Raw genomic sequence first — 19,006 nt, 5'->3', positions numbered from 1 at the left:
CGCTTCGCCCGCTCGGGCGGTACCGACGACGGCGATGGCGCGCCCCGTTGGCCACGGACCGGCGGACAGACCCTGCTCCGGACCGCACCGGCCCGACCCGGCCGGACACGGACCACCGCTGCGACATCCGGACCAACCGCCCCTGAGGCGCGCCGGACACTGATGCGGGCACCTCCTGGACGGCAGGGCTCTCCGCGCGCCGGAGTCCGGCAGATTCCGCACGCCCGGCGACGAGACCGGCAGCGCGCAGGGGCGACGGCGGTCAGCTCTGGGCGGTGGGTCGTACGACGATCTCGTTCACGTCGACCGCGACAGGCTGCTCGATCGCGAAGGCGATGGCCCGGGCGATCGCGTCGGGCGGGATCGCGATATGGTCCCGCAATCTCGTGATCTCCGCCCTGACCTGTTCGTTCGTCGACGCCTCGGCGAAATCGGTGACCGTCGGACCGGGGGAGACGGTGGTCACCCGCAGACAGTCGCCGGCTTCCTGGCGCAGTCCTTCGCAGATGGCCCGGACCGCGAACTTCGTGCCGGCGTAGACCGCCATCGCGGGCACGATGCGGAACGCGGCCGTGGAGGCGGTGGTGATGAACTGCCCGGAGCCCTGCGCCCGGAAGACCGGCAGCGCGGCGCCGATTCCGTGCAGCAGACCCTTCACGTTGACGTCGACCATGTGATCCCACTCCTCGACGCACAGATCGTCGAGAGGGGAGATCGTGCCGACTCCGGCGTTGCTGACCAGTACGTCGAGTCGGCCGAACCGCTCACCGGCCAACGCGACCAAAGCGTGCAGGTCGTCCCGCCGGGTGACGTCGGTACGGATGTGTACGGCTGCGCCACCCGCCTCCTCGATCCGGGCCACCAGTTCCGCCAGGCGCCCCGACCGGCGCACGCCAAGGACGAGTCGCGCGCCCCGTTCGGCGAGCAGCACCGCGGTCGCCTCGCCGATGCCGCTGCTGGCTCCCGTGATCGCCACCATTTTGCCGTTGATCCCGCTCATCAAGCGTCCTCTTTCTCGGCAGTGAGGCCGTCGGCGGCGCCGTGGCCTTGTGCACGCACACCAGTCTTCAAGAGGCTTAGCCTGGTATCCAGACCAGTACTTATCCTGGAATCAGAGGGGTCAGCAGTCATGCCCGCACAGCCGGACCACCGCGACCGCCGCCGTCAGCTGGGTGCGTTCCTGCGCAGCCGGAGAGAGCGCCTCACCCCTGACGAGGTGGGCCTGCCCCGCACCGGCCGCCGCCGGACCCCGGGACTCCGCCGGGAGGAACTGGCGCTGCTGGCCGGGATGAGCGCCACCTGGTACACGTACCTGGAGCAGGGTCGGGAGATCCGCGCCTCCGTACAAGTGCTCAACGCCCTCGCCGCGGCGTTGCGGCTCGACCGTCACGAGCGCGCTCACCTCCTCCAACTCGCCGGTCACGCGCTCGCGGCCGAAGCCGGGGAACACGAGCCGCTGCCGGCCGGGGCGGGAGCCGTCCCCCTGTTGCTCCAGCCGCACCCGGCTTACATCATCGGCGGCAACTACGATGTCCTCGGCCACAACCAGGCGGCCGGCGAACTGTTTCCCGAACTCATCACCGACGCGGACCGGCCGGCCAACTTCGTCCGCTGGGTGTTCCTCGAACCGGTGGCCCGGGAGGTTCTGCTCGACTGGGAACCCGAGGCGCGGGGCCTGCTCGCCCGGCTGCGGACGCTGGCCGCACGCCATCCCGGCGACCCGCGGTACACGCGCCTGATCGAGGAGCTGAACGAGGGCAGCCCGGAGGTGCGGGACTGGTGGCCCCGGTACGAGGTGCAGGCCCGGCACAGCGGTCGCAAACGGCTACGGCATCCGCAGCGGGGAGCGACCGAATATGTCTACACCGCTTTTCATCTGGCCGAACAGCCGGAGCAGACGCTGGTGATCTACTTCGACAGCGTTGAACTGCCCGACGGGGCGTAGCCGTGACCGGCCCAGTTCTCTCAGGGCTGGGCGGGCCGGGCGGGTGCCGGGGCGGGCGACGGTGCCGGTTCCGGCTGGGACGGATGTGCTGCCGCGCGGCGGGGGAGCAGCAGTGGGGTGGCCAGCAGGAGCACGCCGGCCAGGCCGATCGCTGTACGCGGGCCGAGCAGGCTGCCCAGCACGCCCCACACAGCCGTCAGCAGCGCGGACGAGGCCTTGGTCGTCACCGCCCAGGCGGACAGCGTGCGGGCGACCCGGTCGGTCGCGGTGCGCTCGAGGCGGTAGGTGGCGTACACGGGGTTGAAGACCCCGCAGCAGAAGATCAGCCCGAGTTCGACGCCCACCACCAGCAGCAGTCCGCCGGTGCCCGGCCCCACGAAGGCCAGGCCGACGGGCCAGAGCGCGCGCAGTGCCCCGGCCACGGCCAGGACCTGGTGCTGCCCGAACCGGGTGGCGAGCGGCCGGGCCAGCCGTGAACCGAGCAGCCCGCCGATCGAGGGCGCGGCGAAGGCGAGGCCGTACTGCCACGGTGTGAACCCGAGCCGGCCGAGCATCAGGACGGCCAGCAGCGGCTGGGTGGCCATCAGCAGGCCGTTGAACAAGGCGGTGTTGAAGAAGAGTGGACGCAGCGTCGTGTCCGTGAGGATGTACCGCCAGCCGTCGAGCAGGTCCCCGGCCCGCATGCGCGTGGCCGCCGGGCGCTCGGGCAGCGGCTCGTGCCCGCCCGTCGCGCGGATGCCCAGGGCCGAGAGCAGGTAGCTGACGGCGTCGGCCACCACCGTCGCCACCGGACCGAGGAGCCCGATCACCGCGCCGCCCAGCGGTGGTCCGATGATCGTGGTCGTCCAGGCCGTGGATTCGAAGCGGGCATTGGCTACGAGCAGGTCCTCGGCCGGCAGCAGCGTCTTCAGGTACGCGCCGGAGGCGGCGCGGAAGGTGATGTCGGCCGCCGCGACGACGACCGAGACGAGCAGGAGCTGAAGGAAGGTGAGCACGCCGAGCGCGAACGCGGCGGGGATGGTCAGCAGCGCCGCGAACCGCACCAGGTCCATCGCGATGAGCACCGGCCGCTTGCGGCGGACCTCCACCCACGGGCCGAGCGGCACCGCCACAGCCGCCCCCACCGCGGCCGCCACGGAGGAGAGCGCGGCGACCTCGGCCGGTCCGGCGTGCAGCACCCGGATGGCGATCAGCGGGAACGCGCCGAAGGCGAGCCACGTGCCGAGCGCGCTGGTCCCGTACGCTCCCCAGAGCCACCCGAACCGCCGCCCCAGCCGATGTACCGTCCGGTGCCCGCTTCCCATGCCCGACGCCCCCCCGCCCTCACCGTCCACAACCGTTTCGACGACCGGAAGCATCAAAGCGAGCGCCGTACCGCAGGATCAAACAACCACAGGACCGTCGGCCACAACCATCGGTTGTGGTTCTAGGGTGTCAGCATGGAACTCGTCGCCGTCCGGACCTTCGTCGCCGTCGCCGACGCGGGGCAGTTCCAGGAGGCCGCCGCCGAGCTGGCGGTCACCCAGCAAGCCGTCTCCAAGCGCATCGCCGCGCTGGAGCGCGACCTCGGAGTACGGCTGTTCACCCGCACCCCGCGCGGCGCCCGGCTCACCATTGACGGGCAGGCGTTCCTGCCCCACGCGCGCGAGCTGCTGCGCGTCGCCGAGCGCGCGGCCGGGTCCGTGCGCGCCGGCCGCCGTCCGCTGCGCGTCGACGTGATCGCCTCACGCGTCGCCGCGTCGGGCCTGATGCGGGGCTTCCACCGCGCGCACCCCGACATCGACCTCGACGTGGTGATGCTGTTCGACATCGAGACGGCCGTCGCCGCCATCCGCTCCGGCGCGATCGACGCCTCCTTCCGCGCCGTCGCCGTGCCCGGCCGGCCCCTCCCCGAGGACATCGAGTCCGTCCGGGTGCTCGACGAGCCGCTCCAGCTCCTCACCGGCCCCTCCCACGCGCTGGCGGGCGCCCGGTCGGTGACCGTCGCCCAGCTCGCCGGGCACCGCATCTGGATGCCCGGCATCGTCCCCGGTACCGAATGGGCGGCCTACTACGACGACCTCGGCGCCGAGTTCGGCCTCACCATCGAGGCGACCGGCCCCAACTTCGGCTCCGACGCGCTCCTCGACACCGTGGCCGACACCCCGGCCCTGGCCACCTTCATGGGCGCGCAGACCCGCCTCGTCTGGCCCGCCGGCCACGGCCTGCGCCGCATCCCGGTGACCGACCCGACACCCGTCTACCCGCACTCGCTCCTCTGGCACCGCGACAACCCCCACCCGGCCCTGGCCACCCTCCGCGCCCACCTCGCCACCACGGCGACCGACCAGGACGCCACCGGGACCTGGACCCCGAGCTGGGTGCTCCTACGCTGACCGCGCCTCGTTCTCGTACGGGGCGTGTCCGAGCCGGTTCTCCCGGCCGGGGCGCCGCACCGGGCGCACCTCCGCGGGCCCGAACCGCCCGGGCCGGTGCCGGAACACCGAGACGCCGACACTGCCGTACGACACGACGCACATCCGGGCTCCGCGTGGGCCGAAGGTCCCCGTAACAGCCTGCTGCCGCTGCGCTGCGGCACCTGGCTGTTGCGGGGCCGAGGCGTCCGGCGGCGCGGCCTGGCAGGCGTGGCCGGCGGCCGGGCGGCGTAGCTCTCGGCCAACCGCTCGCGCGTAGCGTCCGTGCCCGTCACCGAGTCGGCACGCCCGGCCACCCGCTCGCCGAGGTCCTCTGTCTTGCAGATCCGGACCCGCCTGGGAAGCGATCCGGTAGGAAGGCGACCGTGATGCGCAGGCAATGGCGACGTATACGGCCTTCAGAAGCCGAGCACCGGCGCACGGCGCCGGGCCCCCGGGCGCTACGACTGATTTGTGTGCGGTATTCGGACAGGTCCGACGCCTTTGTGCCATTCGTCGGCAATCCGGCCCCCGCATAACTGAGGCCCGGCTACATAAGGAGGCTGGGGTGGCGTGCTGCCGCCCCCGCGTGGTGATGACCGGTCGTATGGGGGAGGTTGTGACGGTTGCTGACCATCAACGTGGCGGTACTGCTCGCAGTCATTGTGTTCTTCCGGCTGCGGCGGCGCACGGAGTCCCGCAGCCGCTTCGACGAGAAGATGACCGTCGTCATCGTCCTGGCGCTGGGCGTCCTGATCGCGCCCACCCCGGCGGGCCGGGGGATCCTGAACATCTTGGGGCAGCTTGCGAGTGGCGTCACCCAGGCCGGCCGATGAGCCGCCGCACACCTAAGGGCCGGACGGCGCCTGTCGGGCGGCCACTGCGGATCAGGGGTCTGGGCAGCGGGGGAGTGGTGGCAGCACGTCGACGGCGCCGGCGCTTGAAGAAGCGGACGCGCAGGCAGCTGCGGGGCTGGGGCGCGGTGGCGACGCTGGCTGCCGCGGTGTGGGTGGCCGGACACTGGGCTGTGGTGTGGCCCGTCCTGCTGGCCGTGCTCGCCGCGGCCGTGATGGGCGGGACCGGATGGGCGCTGCTGCGGACGCACCATCTGGCGGTCGGCCAGGACCGAGCGTGGCGAGCGCGGGAGGAGGCCCGGGCGCGGGAGTTGTCGATGGCCGAGGTGGACGCGCTGTCGTGGCAGGAGTTCGAGACGTACGTCGCCGAGCTGTGCCGACGGGACGGCTGCACGAAGGTTGTTGTCAGCGGCAAGAGCGGAGACCTGGGCGCGGACGTCATTGGTTACCTGGCTGACGGCCGCAAACTGGTGGTCCAGTGCAAGAAATATGCGCCGCACCGGAGCGTGTCCTCACAGGACATGCAGAAGTTCGTCGGCACCGCCCGCCTCGAACACGGTGCGGATGTCGCGTTGTTCGTCACCACCTGCCGCTCGTTCACGAAGGCCGCGCTGGGCCTGGCGCTGCGCCAGGACATCGTGGCCCTGCACCGCGACCTGCTGGGCTCCTGGGTCAAGGGCGCTCACCTGGAGACCCTGATCCCGCTGAACGGAAGCGGCGACGGCACCAGGCGGCGCCCTCCTGTCGACGGTCCGCCATAGGCCGTCAGGGGTGCCGTTGTTCTGGTACTGCTGGACGTGGGCACCTTCGTCGGTGCTCGGGCCGTGGACGGCCAAACCTTGCCGCGGTCGCGGTTGGCGACGCCCACCGTGCCACCCGCCACCGCCACCGCCGTCGCCGTCGCCCTCGCCGTCGTCGTCGATCAGCGTCCCGACGTGGTCGGTGGTGCCGCTGTTGTCGGTGTACTGGGTGACCTCGACGCTGTCGGCCAGGGAGATGCCGGAGACGGCTGGCACCTTGGCGATCCCGGAAGCGCACTGCGCGGCGGTGGTGACGGTGTACCAGTCACTGAACGGCACGAGTTGCGGGTGGAATCGGCGAAGTCGTACAGCCGTTCACCAGCACGTCCCGTGCCGAACCCTGGTCGGCGAGTCAGGCGGCGGTCCACGGTTCCTCCGCCCTGATGAGTCGCACCGAGCCCGCACCGACCATGGCCCGCCGGCCCACCGAGGCCAGGGTGACGATGGGAACGTTGCTGTCGGCCGCTGCGTACCAGGCGTCCGGGTCGGCTTGCCCGGTCTGAGTGCCGACCGGTGCCACCGCAACGGACAGCGCTACCGCGACGACTCACGTCACCGCGATGAACCCCCGTACTCTTGACGTGAACCTGATTGTCGCTCTACGTTCCCGGGGAGCACGCGCCCCGCTCCGGCATCTCCGACCGCTCCGCCGTGCGCAGACCCCCCCAACCCCTCCGTCCTCGCACCAAGTTCGCGCATCGGTAGACAACGTTGTCAGAGACGTCGCGCGGTCCTGTCCCGCACGCTGCCCGCCGGTCTCCGGGACCAGGCGGACACGAGCACAAGGAGCATGACGGACATGAGACTCACCTCCCGCCCACCCGCGGCCCTGGCCACCGGGCTGCTGGCGGCGACGACTCTCGCGGCGACGGCCCTCGTCGCGCCCGCGGCTGCGGCGTCCCCCGCCTCCGCGACCCTGGTGACCGCCCCCGCCACTCTCGTCAACCCCTTCATCGGGACGTCGAACGAGGCCAACGACTTCCCCGGTGCCGACGTCCCGTTCGGCATGGTGCAGTGGAGCCCGGACACCCCGTCGCGGCCCCCGGGCGGCGGTTACGAGTACAACGACAAGTCGATCACCGGCTTCAGTCTCACCCACATCGCGGGGCCGGGCTGCGGCGCCGCCGGGGACGTTCCGGTGCTCCCGACCGTCGGCGCGGTCAGTACCTCGGCGACCGACAGCTTCTCGCACGCCAACGAGAGTGCCACCGCAGGCTCTTACAAGGTGTCGCTGGACAACCAGGTCACCACCGAACTGACCGCCACCAAGCGCAGCGGCATGGCGCGCTTCACGTTCCCCTCGACCACCCAGGCCAATCTGGTCTTCAAACTCACCGGCAGCCAGAACGGCGCCGGCAACACCCAGTTCACCGTCGTCTCACCCACCGAGGTCAGCGGACAGGTCACCAGCGGCCGCTTCTGCGGGGCGGGAAACACCTACACCGTCTACTTCGACATGGTGTTCGACCAGCCGTTCAGGACCAGCGGCACTCCCACCGCCACGTCCACGCTCCGCCGGCCAACCGTCCACGGTGCCGGTCCACACGCCCCGGAAAAGCCCAACAAGCCGGTGCTGCACGGCAAGCCGGCCACCGCCCCCGGCACATCCCGTTCCGGAGCCGCGGCGGGGACCCCCCGGGCCGCCGCTCAGAACGGCTACGTGACGTTCGACGCGACCGCCCACCCGACCGTGCAGGCGAAGGTCGGCATCAGCTACGTCTCCGTCGCCAACGCCACCGCCAACCGCACCGCGGAGAACGCGGGCTGGGACTTCGACGCCACCCGCAGTGCCGCCCAGAACGCGTGGAACGCCGAACTGGGCAGGATCCAGATCGGTGGCGGGACCGCGGTTCACCAGCAGATGTTCTACACGGCGCTGTACCATTCCCTGCTCCACCCGAACATCGTCAGCGACACCAACGGGCAGTACACGGGGTTCGACGGCCGGACGCACACCGTCGACTCCGGCCATCAGGCCGTCTACGGCAACTATTCCGGGTGGGACATCTACCGGTCCCAGGCGCAGCTCGAGGCGCTCATCGACCCGAAAGTGGCCTCTGACACAGCGCAGTCGATGCTCGACGACTACCGCCAGACCGGCCTCTTCCCCAAATGGTCGGAGTACAACGGCGAGTCCTACGTGATGGTCGGCGACCCCGCAGCCGCCATCATCGCCGACTACTACGCCTTCGGCGCCCGCCAGTTCGACACCGCCGAGACGCTCAAGGGACTCGTCGCCCAGGCATCGCAGACCAACAACGACCGGCCAGGCCTGAACTACCTGAACACTCCGGGCTGGATGCCGCACGACGGCACCTACGGTTGCTGCAACTTCTACGGGCCGGCCGCCACCACCTTGGAGTACAACACCGCTGACTTCGCCCTCTCCGCTCTGGCCGGCGCCCTCGGTGACAGCGCCGGTCAGAAGACGTACGCCGCCCGGGCACAGAACTGGCGCAACGTCCTCAATCCCGCTTCCGGCTTCGTCGAGCCGCGCAATGCCAACGGATCGTGGACCGGTGGATTCGATCCCACAAGTGGCACGGACATGGTCGAAGGCGACTCGTGGATCTACACGGGCATGATCCCGTTCAACATCGCCGGACTCGCCCGGGCCAAGGGCGGCAACACCGCCATGAACCACTACCTCGACACCGTGCTGCGCAGCTTCACCGGCGACAAGGGCTACGCCTGGGTGGGCAACGAGCCCAGCATCGAACTGCCGTGGGAGTACGACTACACCGGAGCGCCCTACAGGACGCAGGGCGTGGTCCGCGCGATCCAGAACCAGATTTGGTCCAACACCCCGAGTGGACTCGCCGACGGCAACGATGACCTCGGCGCGATGAGCGCCTGGTACGTGTGGTCCGCGCTCGGCATGTTCCCGCAGACCCCGGGCACGGCCGACCTCGCTCTCGGCTCCCCTGTCTTCCCGCAAGCCGTCGTGACCCTGCCCTCCGGCAAGGCGCTGACCATCAACGGGAACGGTGCCGCCGACGACGCGCCGTACGTCCAGTCCGCGTCGTGGAACGCGGATACCTGGAACAACGCCTACGCCCCCACCGCGGCCCTCACCTCGGGCGGCACTCTCACCTACACGCTCGGCACCGCCCCGAACACCGGCTGGGCCTCCGGCAGCGCCGCCGCTCCGCCCTCGTACGCCGGCGGCGTGGCGGCCCCGCCGGCACCCCGAGTCGGCCCGGTCGTTTCGGGCGTCGCGGGCAGCAGCGAGAAGCTCTGCCTCGATGTCGCCGACTCGGGCACCGGGGACGGCGCGCACATCCAGACCTGGGGCTGCAACCAGACCTACGCCCAGGACGTGACGGTCGCCGCGGACAACACACTCCGCGTGCTGGGCAAATGTGTGGATGTCAGCAACAGCGGCACCGCCGACGGCACACTGGTCCAGCTCTATCGCTGCAACGGCACCGGCGCCCAGCAGTGGAAGCAGGGCACCAGCGGTTCGTTGGTGAACCCCGGTTCCGGGAAATGCCTGGACGTCCCACACTCCTCCACTGTCACCGGCACTCAATTGCAGATCTACACCTGCAACGGCACGGGTGCCCAGGACTGGACACTGCCGGCCGCCGCGGCGGCAGCCGGAAGCCGGGCCGCACCAGCCGCGCAGGCACCCGCCGTGCGGCACTGACCTCCCACCCGCGGGTCCGTCCGGTCCACTCACCGGGCGGACCCGCCGTCTGTGCGGGTCGACGCAGGCACGCTGTCGCCAGGGGGCAGTTTCCCCACCCTGGTCCGCTCGGTGAGCCGTACTCCGGAGCGGACCCGGCCGAATGCGCCCGCCACGCCGGCAGGAGGAAGCCGTTCGCGCGCATCGCCTGGCACACGTCCCGCCCGTCGGCGTCGGGCAGCCCGATGTCGAGCACGGCGGCGGAGATGCCGGGGGTGGCCGGCCGCACGGCGGTGGCGCCGTCCGGCGCGGGCACGGCGTCGAAGGCCTCGTAGGGTGAGATATCCGCACTCCGCGCCCGCCAGCGCGCCCACCGCCGCGGCGATCAGGAGCGGGGCGAGCGACAGCTTCAGGCCGTGTCGGCGGTGCCGGTGCACAGCAGGCCGGCTGTGCGCAGCAGCGAGTCGCCCGGAAGGAAGAAGCCGATCAGCAGCCCGGTCTCGGCGAACAGCACCACGCCCACGCCCAGCAGGCCGAACGCGGACAGCAGCGACCGGGCGTCCAGCACATTGACGGCGAGCTGCGAAGCGCTCGCGCACCACCCGCCGTACCGTGTTCCTCCTCGTGGCCTGCACGGTCCTGTCCGTCGCCGCCGGAACAGCCGGCGTCGTCGACTTCCACCACGAGATCAAGGTCGCCCAGGGCGAGGAAGGTCCATGACCGCCTCGGAGCGGTGGCCGGCCACGAGGGGCCTGTCCGCCGGGTGATCACCCTCGGGCGAGGATGGGTTCCAGCAGCCGGAACAGGTCGCCGGTGGCACCGGCGGCACCCAGCGCGGTGAGGGCGCCCAGAGCCGGAATGGGTGCCGCCAGTAGCCACAGCCGTGGCGGCGGGGCGATCTGGAGAGCGGCGATACGGCGGGTGACCGCGCGGTCGGTGAAACCGAGTCCGCGGGACGGCTCCCGGCGCCCGGCCGTGAGCGCTGCCCGCGCGAGAGCCCGGGCGGTGCAGACACGGTCGCCGACGACCGCGGCCGCTCGCTCGTCGGCCCAGCGTTCCACGAGGAAGACGACCGCGTGCCGGACCGGGCCGAGGAGCGGGTTGACCGCGCCGGCCAGCGTCACGGCGGCGCACAGGCGTGCGTGGCGGTGGGTCAGGTGGGCCCGTTCGTGGGCGAGGAGGACGCGACGCTCCTCGGGCGAGAGGGCGCCGAGCATCGTGCTGGTGACCAGTATTCGGCCCGGCGAGCCCGCGCTTCCCGGGATGGCGAATGCCTCGGCGACGGGCGAGGCGGCCACGATCAGCTCGGTGTCCTGCGGCTGCCCCTCGCACAGGAGGCGCAGGGCCCGGCGGGTGAGGTACTCGGCGCGGGCGGCTCCGATGAACCGGTGGGCCAGGAAGAGGAGCAGTACGCAGGCGGCCAACGCGACGGCCTCCGGGACCGGCTCGGGAAGCGGGCGGCCGTCCTCGCGGGCATCCGCGACCACCGGGGCAGCAGTGCCGACGAGGGTGGCGGCCAGCAGGAGCAGGGACCAGGTGGTCGCCGCCGCGCTCACGACGGCGGCGCCGGCCAGGACGCGGGCGGCGAGCGCCGGTGCCACCCGGCGGCCGGCCCGGGGGCTCACAGCGGCGAGCAGCAGGGACAGCAGGAACGGTGTGTAGACGTCGAACCTCACCGCTCGCCACCCCCCAGCAGGTCGCGCAGCGCGCACTCCTCCTCCGGGCTCAGCCCGGTGACGAACTGCTGGAGCGCGGCGATGGGGTCCGGGCCCCGGTCGAGGGCCTCGTGCATGGCCTCGGCGGTCAGCTCCGCGGCGTTCTTCGCGGGCCGGTACGCGCCGCGCCGTCCGTCCGCGTCCCGCAGGGTGAGCCCCTTGTCGTACAGGCGTCTGAGGATCGTGTGCACGGTGTTGTAGGCGAGACCGCCACCGATCTCGGCCTGAATCTCCGCCGGAGTCAGCGCCCGGTCCGCCGCCCACAGGGCCGCGAGCACCTCGCTCTCCAGTTCGCCGGCGCTACGCCGTTCGGCTCCGCCCCGCGGGCCCGTACCAGCCATGACTGAGACCTTACAGCTTGTAGGGGTATGGCGGTCCCGGTCCCGAGGCGTCGCCCTTGGCGCAAACCCTACAAGTTGTAGGGTTAATCTGGCCCTACGGGCACGAGTAAGGGGTGATTGATGAGAGACGGCCCGCAGGTCACGGACAGCGCGTCGGCAAAGCCGACCGGTCCGCGCAGGCCCGACCCGCCGACGGCCGCTCGCTTCGCCCCCCGGTCCCGCGGCGAGGTGGCGCTCGCGGTCGTGGCCGGCGCCTTCACTCTGGCCCAACTCCTCCTCGTACGACCGGGAATGGGCCTCGGCTGGGACGAGTCGGTCTACGTCAGCCAGGTCGCCTCCCACGCCCCGGCCGCGTTCTTCAGCGCCCCGCGCGCCCGCGGCGTCCCGCTGCTGGTGGCGCCGGTCGCCGCCTGGTCGTCGTCCACCGAGCTCCTGCGGATCTACCTGGCCGTCCTGTCCGGACTCGCCCTCTTCCTCGCGCTCCGCGCCTGGCGCGGTGTCTTCCCCGCCCGGGTGCTCGCGGCCGCGGGCGCTCTGTTCGCCACCTTGTGGGTGACGCTGTTCTACGGTCCTCAGGCCATGCCCAACTACTGGGTCGCCGTCGGAGCACTGGCCGGCACGGGCTGCTTCCTGCGCGCCCAGGCGAACCGCTCCGACCGCGCGGCCCTGTGGGGCGTGGGCCTGAGCGCCGCCCTGATGGCCTGGATGCGCCCCACGGACGGGGTATGGGCGACGCTGCCCCTGTTCGCCCTGCTGGTGGGCGCACGGCGATGGCGGCGGCCCGCGCTGCCGGCGGCGCTGGCCGGCGGCCTGGTCGCCGGAGGGGCCGAGTGGGTGATCGAGGCATACGTCTCCTACGGCGGTCTGGCGCAACGCCTGTCCGACGCGTCCCGCATCCAGGGCGGCCTCGGCTGGAACACCGCCGTTGCGGACCAACTGCGCGCCCTGGGCGGACGTACGCTCTGCCGCCCGTGCACCGGTGCCGCGCCCTCTCCGCCCGTGACTCTGTGGTGGTACGTCCTGCCGTTGCTCGCCGTCCTCGCGGCCGCGGTCGCGATCCGTGCTCGGCGGCCCGTCGCCACGCTGGTACCGCTGGCCTGCGCCGCCTCCGCGGCCTTCCCCTACCTCTTCCTCATCGGCTACGCGGCACCCCGCTTCCTGCTGCCCGCCTACGCGCTGCTCGCCGTCCCGGTCGCCGATCTTCTGGTGCACCTGGTTCGGGTACCCGGACGGATCCGTCGGCCGCTGACCGCGGCGCTGCTGACCCTCGCCCTCGCCGCGCATCTGGCCGTGCAGTTCGCGGTGCTGGAGCACACCGTGCGGCGCACCACCGCCGCTCACCGCGAGTGGGCCGCCGTCGCCGCCGGGCTGCACCGACTGGGCGTGCGCCCGCCCTGTCTGGTCACCGGAGAGAATGACGTACCGATCGCCTACTACGCGGGCTGCTCGTCCGCGGCGACCGGTGGCCACGACGCCAACACCACGTCGGCCGGCGTCCGGCGGGCCGTCCGCCACATGCCCGCCGCCACTCTCGTGGCACCGGGCGGCAGCCCGCCCGGCTACGCGCGCTCGTGGACTCCGCACGAGGTGGCCGGCCTGCGCGTGTACGTCGCACCCGCCCCGGCGCCGGGAGAGCGGCAGTGACCGTCACCGGCGCTCCGCTCTCCCGCGGCCTTGGCCGCCCCTGGCAGCTCGCCGTCACCGCGGTCGTGGCGGTGGCGGCAGTCTGGATGCTCGCCGCACACCGGCACGCGGTGGACGCCGGTGCCGACAGGCTTGCCGTCGCCGATCGCGCCTGGCTGCTTGCGGCCTGCGCGGCCGCTCTGGCGACCTGGGTGTGCGCGGCCGTCGCCCAGCAGGGAGCGGTGGCCGAACGGCTGCCCGCCGGGCGACTGGTGGCGGCACAGTTCGCGGCGTGCGCGGCCAACCACGTGCTGCCCGCCGGGGTCGGCGCGAGCGCGGTCAACCTGCGGTTCCTCACCCGCTGCGGCCTGTCCACCGCGCGCTCGGCGACCGCGCTCGCGGTCAAGTCCGCCGTCGGGGGGCTGGTCCGCTTCGCGCTGGCCGTCGTACTGCTCCTGGCCTCGCCCGGGACCCCGCGTCTCGCGCCGGCCGTCCCCCGCGCCTGCGTCGTGCTCTCGGTGGTCGGCTGTATCGCCGTGGTCGCCACCGCCGTGGCACTGAGCCGGTCGGCGCGCCGCAGTGTGGGGCGCGCGGTCCGCCGGGTCCTCGTCGACGTGCGCGCGGTGCACGGCCGGCGGGCCAGGGCATGCGCGTTGTGGGGCGGCTCTCTGGGTTTCGCCCTGCTGCACGCCGCCGTGCTGATCGCCGTGGTCAGGGCACTGGACGTGCCCGTGCCGGCCGGTCACGTCCTGCTGGCGTACCTCCTCGCCGGCGGCGCCGCTGTACTGCTGCCCACCCCGGGCGGTCTGGGCTCGCTGGACGCCGCGCTCGTGCTGACACTCACCGCGGCCGGGGCTCCCGGACCCGCGGCCCTCTCGGCTGTCTTCGGCTACCGCATGCTGACGGCCTGGCTGCCGCTGCTCCCCGGCCTGCTGGTGCTCGTGCTGTTGGCCCGCCGCTCCGTTCTGTGATCCCTCTGCGGGTGATGTCCGGACCGTGGGCGGGTGATCCCCGGGGCGCTGGTCAGCTCGATGTCGCTGCCGCCCACAGGCTGGGGGCGGCAGCGATGGTTGATGCGTTCGAAACGGGCGAAGACGCTGGGTGTCCGTGGTCGCGCAACCGGCCGACCTCGTAGCCCCGTTGTGCACACGTGTCGAGGATGCGGGGGAGTGCGCCCAGGGCCGAGTCGCCAGGCGTCCGGGGCGGACGTGCAGTCGGAGTCGAGGGGCAGGATGGTGCCGCCGCCGTCCAGGTCGGAGTGACGGCGTGGTGGACGGACTCAGGTGTGGCGCGGGTGGTCCAGTCCTGGCCCCAGCAGGTCCACATGACAGGGGTGAGAGCGAGGCGGTGGGCGGCCAGAGGGGCGGCGGTCGACATGACGCCGTACGGGGGCCGGAAGAGCGTCGGCTGCTGCCCCGTGATGTCGGCGACGGTGTCGCGGGCGAGGTCGTCGCACTGCGCGCGGGCCCCGCAGCAGCAGCGGGCGGTGCAGCCAGCCGTGGATGCCGATCTCATGTCCCGCCACGGCGATCTCGCGGACCAGGCCGGGCGAGCGGTGCGCCTCGCGGCCCAACAGGGAAGCCAAGGGATCAGCCGCACGGGCGCTGTCCGCGCACAGGGGCACACATCCGTGGGGGCCACCACAATTCCTGGCAGCCGCCCAACCTGCCGCCCACTGCGACCCCGGCCTTCGCCCGCTCCGCCCGCTCCGCTCCTGCGTTCGGTTCGCCGTCGAGCGTGCCGCCGTCGAGGCAGCCGCAGCCGGTGACTGGCGGCCGCTCGCCCGGTCCATCGCGCTCGGGCCGCTTTAACGCCCACGACACAGGACCGGGCCGCCCTCGCCTCGCACCCGCGGCGCGTGGCCGCCCTGCTGGTTCGCCTGGTCGCACCGTGCCGGCAGGCCACGGCCCTCCTCCTGGCCGTCTGCGTGGCTCTCTCCGTCGCCACCACGGTGGCCGGGCTCGCCGCCTGCCATCGCGGTGTCGGAATCGCTACCCATTGACCGGTGGGGCACCTCTCCCGCGGGGAGAGCGAGGCAGCCTGGGTCTGTTTCCGCACTGCTTTCACATCACCCTGCGACTACTGACTTGTAGTCGAGGTGACTGTCGCCTAACTTAGGCATGCCTACGCTAATCGGACCTGCCGACGGCGAGGCAGGTCACGGAGGGCCGCATGTGGGATGACGCGTTTCCGAGCTTCCTGATCGGACTGCGGGAAGGACTGGAAGCCGGACTCATCGTCTCCATCCTTGTCGCCACCCTCGTGAGGGCCGACGCCCGCTCCCGGCTGCCGCAGGTGTGGACGGGTGTGCTCGCGGCGATCGCGCTCGCGATGAGTTTCGGGGCGGTTCTCACCTTCACCGCCGCGTCCCTGTCCGCGACGGCTCAGGAGTCGTTCGGCGGCACGCTCAGCCTGATCGCGGTGGCGTTCGTCACCGGGATGGTGTTCTGGATGCGCCGCTCGGCCCGCAGCCTGTCCGGCGAGATCAAGCAGAAGATCGCCGGCGCGCTGACCATGGGCGCGGGTGTCCTGATCGTCACCTCGTTTCTCGCCGTGGGCCGGGAGGGCCTGGAGACCGCGCTGTTCCTGTGGACCACCGCCCGGGCAGCCGGCGAGTCCGCCGGGCCGCTGACGGGTGCCGCGGTCGGCCTGGTGCTGGCGGCCGGCCTGTGCTGGGCTTTGTACCGGCGGGTGCTGAAGATCAACCTGACGAAGTTCTTCACCGCCACCGGCGCCGTCCTCATCGTCATCGCCGCCGGAGTCCTCGGCTACGGCCTGCGCGACCTCCAAGAGGGCGGTGTCCTCCCGGGTACGACGGCCTACGCCGTCGACCTGAGCGGCAGCATCGACGCCGGCTCCTGGTACAGCACCCTGGTCCAAGGCGTGTTCAATCTGACGCCGACCATGACCTGGCTCCAGGTAGTCGGCTACGCCGGCTACCTCACGGTGGTGATGGTCCTGTTCCTGCGCGGTGTGCGCGCATCGGCGCCGGGGGGCAGGCCGGAGAAGACGGTGCCCGCGCGGGACGCCGCCCCGCCGGCACGCCGCCGCCCCGCCTGGGTGGTCCCCGCGGCCGTCGTCACCGTCCCCACCGTGATCGCGGGCCTCGCCGTCACCTTCGGCCGCCCCAAGCCCGCCGACGGCCAGACCGTCGCCGTCTCGGAGAGGGAGTGCGGTAAGGGCTTCACCATGCCGAAGCCCGGCCGGCACACCTTCCAGATGCGTAACACCGGTGACAAGACCTCCGAGGTGTACCTCGTCGATCCGGCCACGAACGCGGTCTTCGGAGAGATCGAGGGCCTGGCCCCCGGCACCACCCGTCCCCTGGTCGTCACGGTCGCCGGCGGCACCTACGCCTGGCGCTGCGTGCCCAGCGGCGGCACGGCGGTCACCTCCGAGGCCGTCCACGTCACGGGCGGCGGAAGTGGCAAGGCGGTCGTCCCCGTTTCCGAGGGCGATCTCGCCGCACCTCTCAAGCAGTACAAGGCGTACGTCAACCAGGGCCTGGCAACCCTGGTCACCCAGACGCGTAAGCTCGCTGCCGATACCAGGGGCGGTCACCTGGGCAGGGCACGCACCGACTGGCTCACTGCCCACCGTACCTACGCTTCGCTCGGTGCCGCCTACGGCACCTTCGAGGACTTCGACCAGAGGATCAACGGCAGGGCCGACGGCCTGGCCGGTGGCGTGCACGACAAGGACTTCACCGGCTTCCTCCGCATCGAGTACGGCTTGTGGCACGGCGAGTCGGCGAGCTCGCTCACCGGCCCGGCCGAGCAGTTGGCAGCCGACGCCGCTGGGCTGCGCACCGCGTTCCCGCACCAGAACTTCGAGCCCGGCGACCTGCCGCAGCGCGCCCACGAGATCCTGGAGAACACCCTGCAACTCGAGCTGACAGGCGACACCGACGAGGGCAGCGGCACCACCCTCGCCACCACGGACGCCAACCTCGTCGGCACCCGCGAGCTGCTCACCGTGCTCAGGCCGCTGCTGACCACCCGCAGCCCGCACATGCTGCCGACGGTCGACGCGGACATCGCCCGTCTGCAAAAGCTCCTCGACGCGGCCCACCACGGCGGTTCCTGGACTCCCGTCAGCCGTCTCGACTCCGCCACCCGGACCCGCGTGAACGGAGCCACCGGCCAGCTCCTGGAGGACCTCGCGCCCATCCCGGACCTGCTGGAGATCCGGAGATCCGCCTGATGACCACCGAACACCACCGCGACGACCCCGTGCGCAGCGAAGGGAACGCTTCCATGCCGTCCACCGAATCCGCCGCCCCGCTTGCCGGCTGCCCCGCCGGCGCCGGCCGCCGCTCCTTCGTGAGGACGGCTCTCGGCGCCGGGGCCGCCGGAGCGGTCCTGGCCGGCGGCGGCCTCACGCTCGCAGAGCGTACAGGCGGCACCGCACAGGCCGCGCCACGGACGGAGAACGCAGCGAGGGTCCCCTTCCACGGCACCCATCAGGCCGGCATCCTCACCCCGGCCCCCGCAGCCGCCGCCTTCGTCTCGTTCAACGTCATCGCGGACGACCGCAGGGAACTGACCGAGCTGTTGAGAACGATCACCAGCCGGGCCCGCTTCCTCACCTCCGGCGGCACCCCGACCGACCTCGGCGTCGGCGCGCCGCCGTCCGACAACGGCATCCTCGGCCCGGCTGTCCCTGCCGACGGCCTCACCGTCACCCTCGGCGTCGGCGCCTCCCTCTTCGACGACCGCTACGGCCTCGCCAAGGCCAGGCCCCGCCGCCTGACGGCTATGCGGATCTTCCCCAACGACAGCCTCGACCCCGCCGAGTGCCACGGTGACCTGTCCCTGCAGATCTGCGGGGGCAGCCGGGACACCGTCCTGCACGCCCTGCGCGACATCGCCAGGCACACCCGCGGCGCCATGCAGATCAAGTGGCGCATCGACGGCTTCCAGAACGCGCCCCGCCCCACCGGCGCCCAACGCAACCTGCTCGGCTTCAAGGACGGCATCGCCAACCCCGACGTCACCTCCGCCCGCGAGACCAACCGCCTCATCTGGGTCGGCGACGGCGCCGGCGAGCCCGCCTGGGCCAGCGGCGGCAGCTACCAGGTGATCCGCATCATCCGCATGCTGGTGGAGTTCTGGGACCGGGTCTCGCTCGCCGAGCAGGAGAAGATGTTCGGCCGCCGAAAGGACACCGGCGCTCCGCTCGACGGCGCCAGGGAGACCGACACCCCGAACTACGCCAAGGACCCGCACGGCACGGCGATCCCGCTGGACTCGCACATCCGGATGGCGAATCCCCGCACCGCCGCCACCGACAACTCCCGCATCCTGCGCCGCGGCTACAACTACGACCGCGGCATGGACAACGTCGGAAACCTCGACATGGGCCTGGTGTTCTGCTGCTACCAGCAGGACGTCAGGCGGCAGTTCGAAGCCGTTCAAACCCGACTGATCGACGAGCCCCTCATCGACTATGTCTCGCCCACCGGCGGCGGCTACTTCTTCGTCCTGCCCGGGGTACGGGACAGCAAGGACTGGCTCGGTCGCGGACTGCTCGCGACCTGAGCTCGTACCGACCGACGCAGGCCAGCTCTCCGGCGAAGATGAGTATCACGGTCGGTCGTCACTCCAAGGGCGACGACGTGAGGACCGGCCACGGTGCCTGGGCTGTTGTCTTCTTGACTGTCGAACGCATCGCACGTTCGTCGGATAGTCCCAGCAGTGCAGCAAGC

General features: G+C 71.9%; 13 protein-coding genes and 2 pseudogenes. 9 read left to right on the top strand and 6 right to left on the bottom strand.

The features are described from left to right. Positions 1–262: 262 nt before the first annotated feature. Complete coding sequence (locus ABZ117_RS26445; protein WP_356824284.1) at positions 263–1,000, bottom strand: SDR family oxidoreductase; 738 nt, start codon at positions 998–1,000, stop codon at positions 263–265. 129 nt (positions 1,001–1,129) lie between these two features. On the opposite strand from ABZ117_RS26445, the gene ABZ117_RS26440 reads away from it, so the two are divergent. Beyond that, positions 1,130–1,945 (top strand): helix-turn-helix transcriptional regulator, encoded by an 816-nt coding sequence (locus ABZ117_RS26440; protein WP_356824283.1) that lies wholly within the window; start codon positions 1,130–1,132, stop codon positions 1,943–1,945. Between the two features lie 20 nt (positions 1,946–1,965). Here ABZ117_RS26440 and ABZ117_RS26435 read toward each other — a convergent pair whose 3' ends face one another. Further along, the gene (locus ABZ117_RS26435; protein ID WP_356824282.1) at positions 1,966–3,249 is read right to left on the bottom strand and encodes an MFS transporter; all 1,284 of its coding nucleotides are present in this window, start codon (positions 3,247–3,249) and stop codon (positions 1,966–1,968) included. A gap of 135 nt (positions 3,250–3,384) precedes the next feature. On the opposite strand from ABZ117_RS26435, the gene ABZ117_RS26430 reads away from it, so the two are divergent. From ABZ117_RS26430 to ABZ117_RS26415, 4 genes are all read left to right on the top strand, one after another. Then, positions 3,385–4,320: a LysR family transcriptional regulator gene (locus ABZ117_RS26430; RefSeq protein ID WP_356824281.1), complete on the top strand. Its 936-nt coding sequence runs from the start codon at positions 3,385–3,387 to the stop codon at positions 4,318–4,320. A 644-nt stretch (positions 4,321–4,964) separates the two neighbouring features. Beyond that, positions 4,965–5,174 carry a hypothetical protein gene (locus ABZ117_RS26425; RefSeq protein ID WP_356824280.1) on the top strand — a complete coding sequence of 70 codons (210 nt, stop codon included), beginning with the start codon at positions 4,965–4,967 and terminating at the stop codon, positions 5,172–5,174. A 167-nt stretch (positions 5,175–5,341) separates the two neighbouring features. Beyond that, complete coding sequence (locus ABZ117_RS26420) at positions 5,342–5,953, top strand: restriction endonuclease (protein WP_356824303.1); 612 nt, start codon at positions 5,342–5,344, stop codon at positions 5,951–5,953. Positions 5,954–6,791: 838 nt separating this feature from the next. Then, on the top strand, positions 6,792–9,641 hold the full coding sequence (locus ABZ117_RS26415) for a lectin (protein WP_356824279.1): 2,850 nt from the start codon (positions 6,792–6,794) through the stop codon (positions 9,639–9,641). Between the two features lie 157 nt (positions 9,642–9,798). Here ABZ117_RS26415 and ABZ117_RS26410 read toward each other — a convergent pair. From ABZ117_RS26410 to ABZ117_RS26395, 4 genes and pseudogenes are all read right to left on the bottom strand, one after another. Beyond that, positions 9,799–9,963: pseudogene (locus ABZ117_RS26410) on the bottom strand (DNA-binding response regulator); the annotation flags it as partial. Further along, positions 9,959–10,188 (bottom strand): annotated as a pseudogene (locus tag ABZ117_RS26405) (DedA family protein); the annotation flags it as partial. The pseudogenes ABZ117_RS26410 and ABZ117_RS26405, both read right to left, overlap by 5 nt. Positions 10,189–10,387: 199 nt before the next feature. Then, positions 10,388–11,296 (bottom strand): M48 family metalloprotease, encoded by a 909-nt coding sequence (locus ABZ117_RS26400; protein ID WP_356824278.1) that lies wholly within the window; start codon positions 11,294–11,296, stop codon positions 10,388–10,390. Continuing rightward, positions 11,293–11,676 carry a BlaI/MecI/CopY family transcriptional regulator gene (locus ABZ117_RS26395; RefSeq protein WP_356824277.1) on the bottom strand — a complete coding sequence of 128 codons (384 nt, stop codon included), beginning with the start codon at positions 11,674–11,676 and terminating at the stop codon, positions 11,293–11,295. The genes ABZ117_RS26400 and ABZ117_RS26395 overlap by 4 nt, the downstream gene beginning before the upstream one ends. A gap of 120 nt (positions 11,677–11,796) precedes the next feature. Here ABZ117_RS26395 and ABZ117_RS26390 point away from each other — a divergent pair, with 120 nt between their 5' ends. The 4 genes from ABZ117_RS26390 to efeB all read left to right on the top strand — a co-directional run bounded on the left by ABZ117_RS26390 (position 11,797) and on the right by efeB (position 18,839). After that, on the top strand, positions 11,797–13,320 hold the full coding sequence (locus tag ABZ117_RS26390) for a hypothetical protein (protein ID WP_356824276.1): 1,524 nt from the start codon (positions 11,797–11,799) through the stop codon (positions 13,318–13,320). Continuing rightward, positions 13,317–14,270, top strand: a complete 954-nt coding sequence (locus tag ABZ117_RS26385) for a lysylphosphatidylglycerol synthase transmembrane domain-containing protein (protein ID WP_356824275.1) — start codon at positions 13,317–13,319, stop codon at positions 14,268–14,270. Before ABZ117_RS26390 ends, ABZ117_RS26385 begins: the two co-directional genes overlap by 4 nt. Before the next feature lie 1,201 nt (positions 14,271–15,471). Next, positions 15,472–17,502 carry an iron uptake transporter permease EfeU gene (efeU, locus tag ABZ117_RS26380; protein WP_356824274.1) on the top strand — a complete coding sequence of 677 codons (2,031 nt, stop codon included), beginning with the start codon at positions 15,472–15,474 and terminating at the stop codon, positions 17,500–17,502. A 53-nt stretch (positions 17,503–17,555) separates the two neighbouring features. Beyond that, on the top strand, positions 17,556–18,839 hold the full coding sequence (efeB, locus tag ABZ117_RS26375; protein WP_356824273.1) for an iron uptake transporter deferrochelatase/peroxidase subunit: 1,284 nt from the start codon (positions 17,556–17,558) through the stop codon (positions 18,837–18,839). The last annotated feature ends 167 nt before the right edge of the window (positions 18,840–19,006 follow it).

It is taken from the genome of Streptomyces sp. NPDC006309 (assembly GCF_040613095.1).
GTDB lineage: Bacteria > Actinomycetota > Actinomycetes > Streptomycetales > Streptomycetaceae > Streptomyces.
The sequence above is the reverse complement of the archived record's forward strand: the minus strand, read 5'-3'. Positions and strand labels throughout refer to the sequence as shown.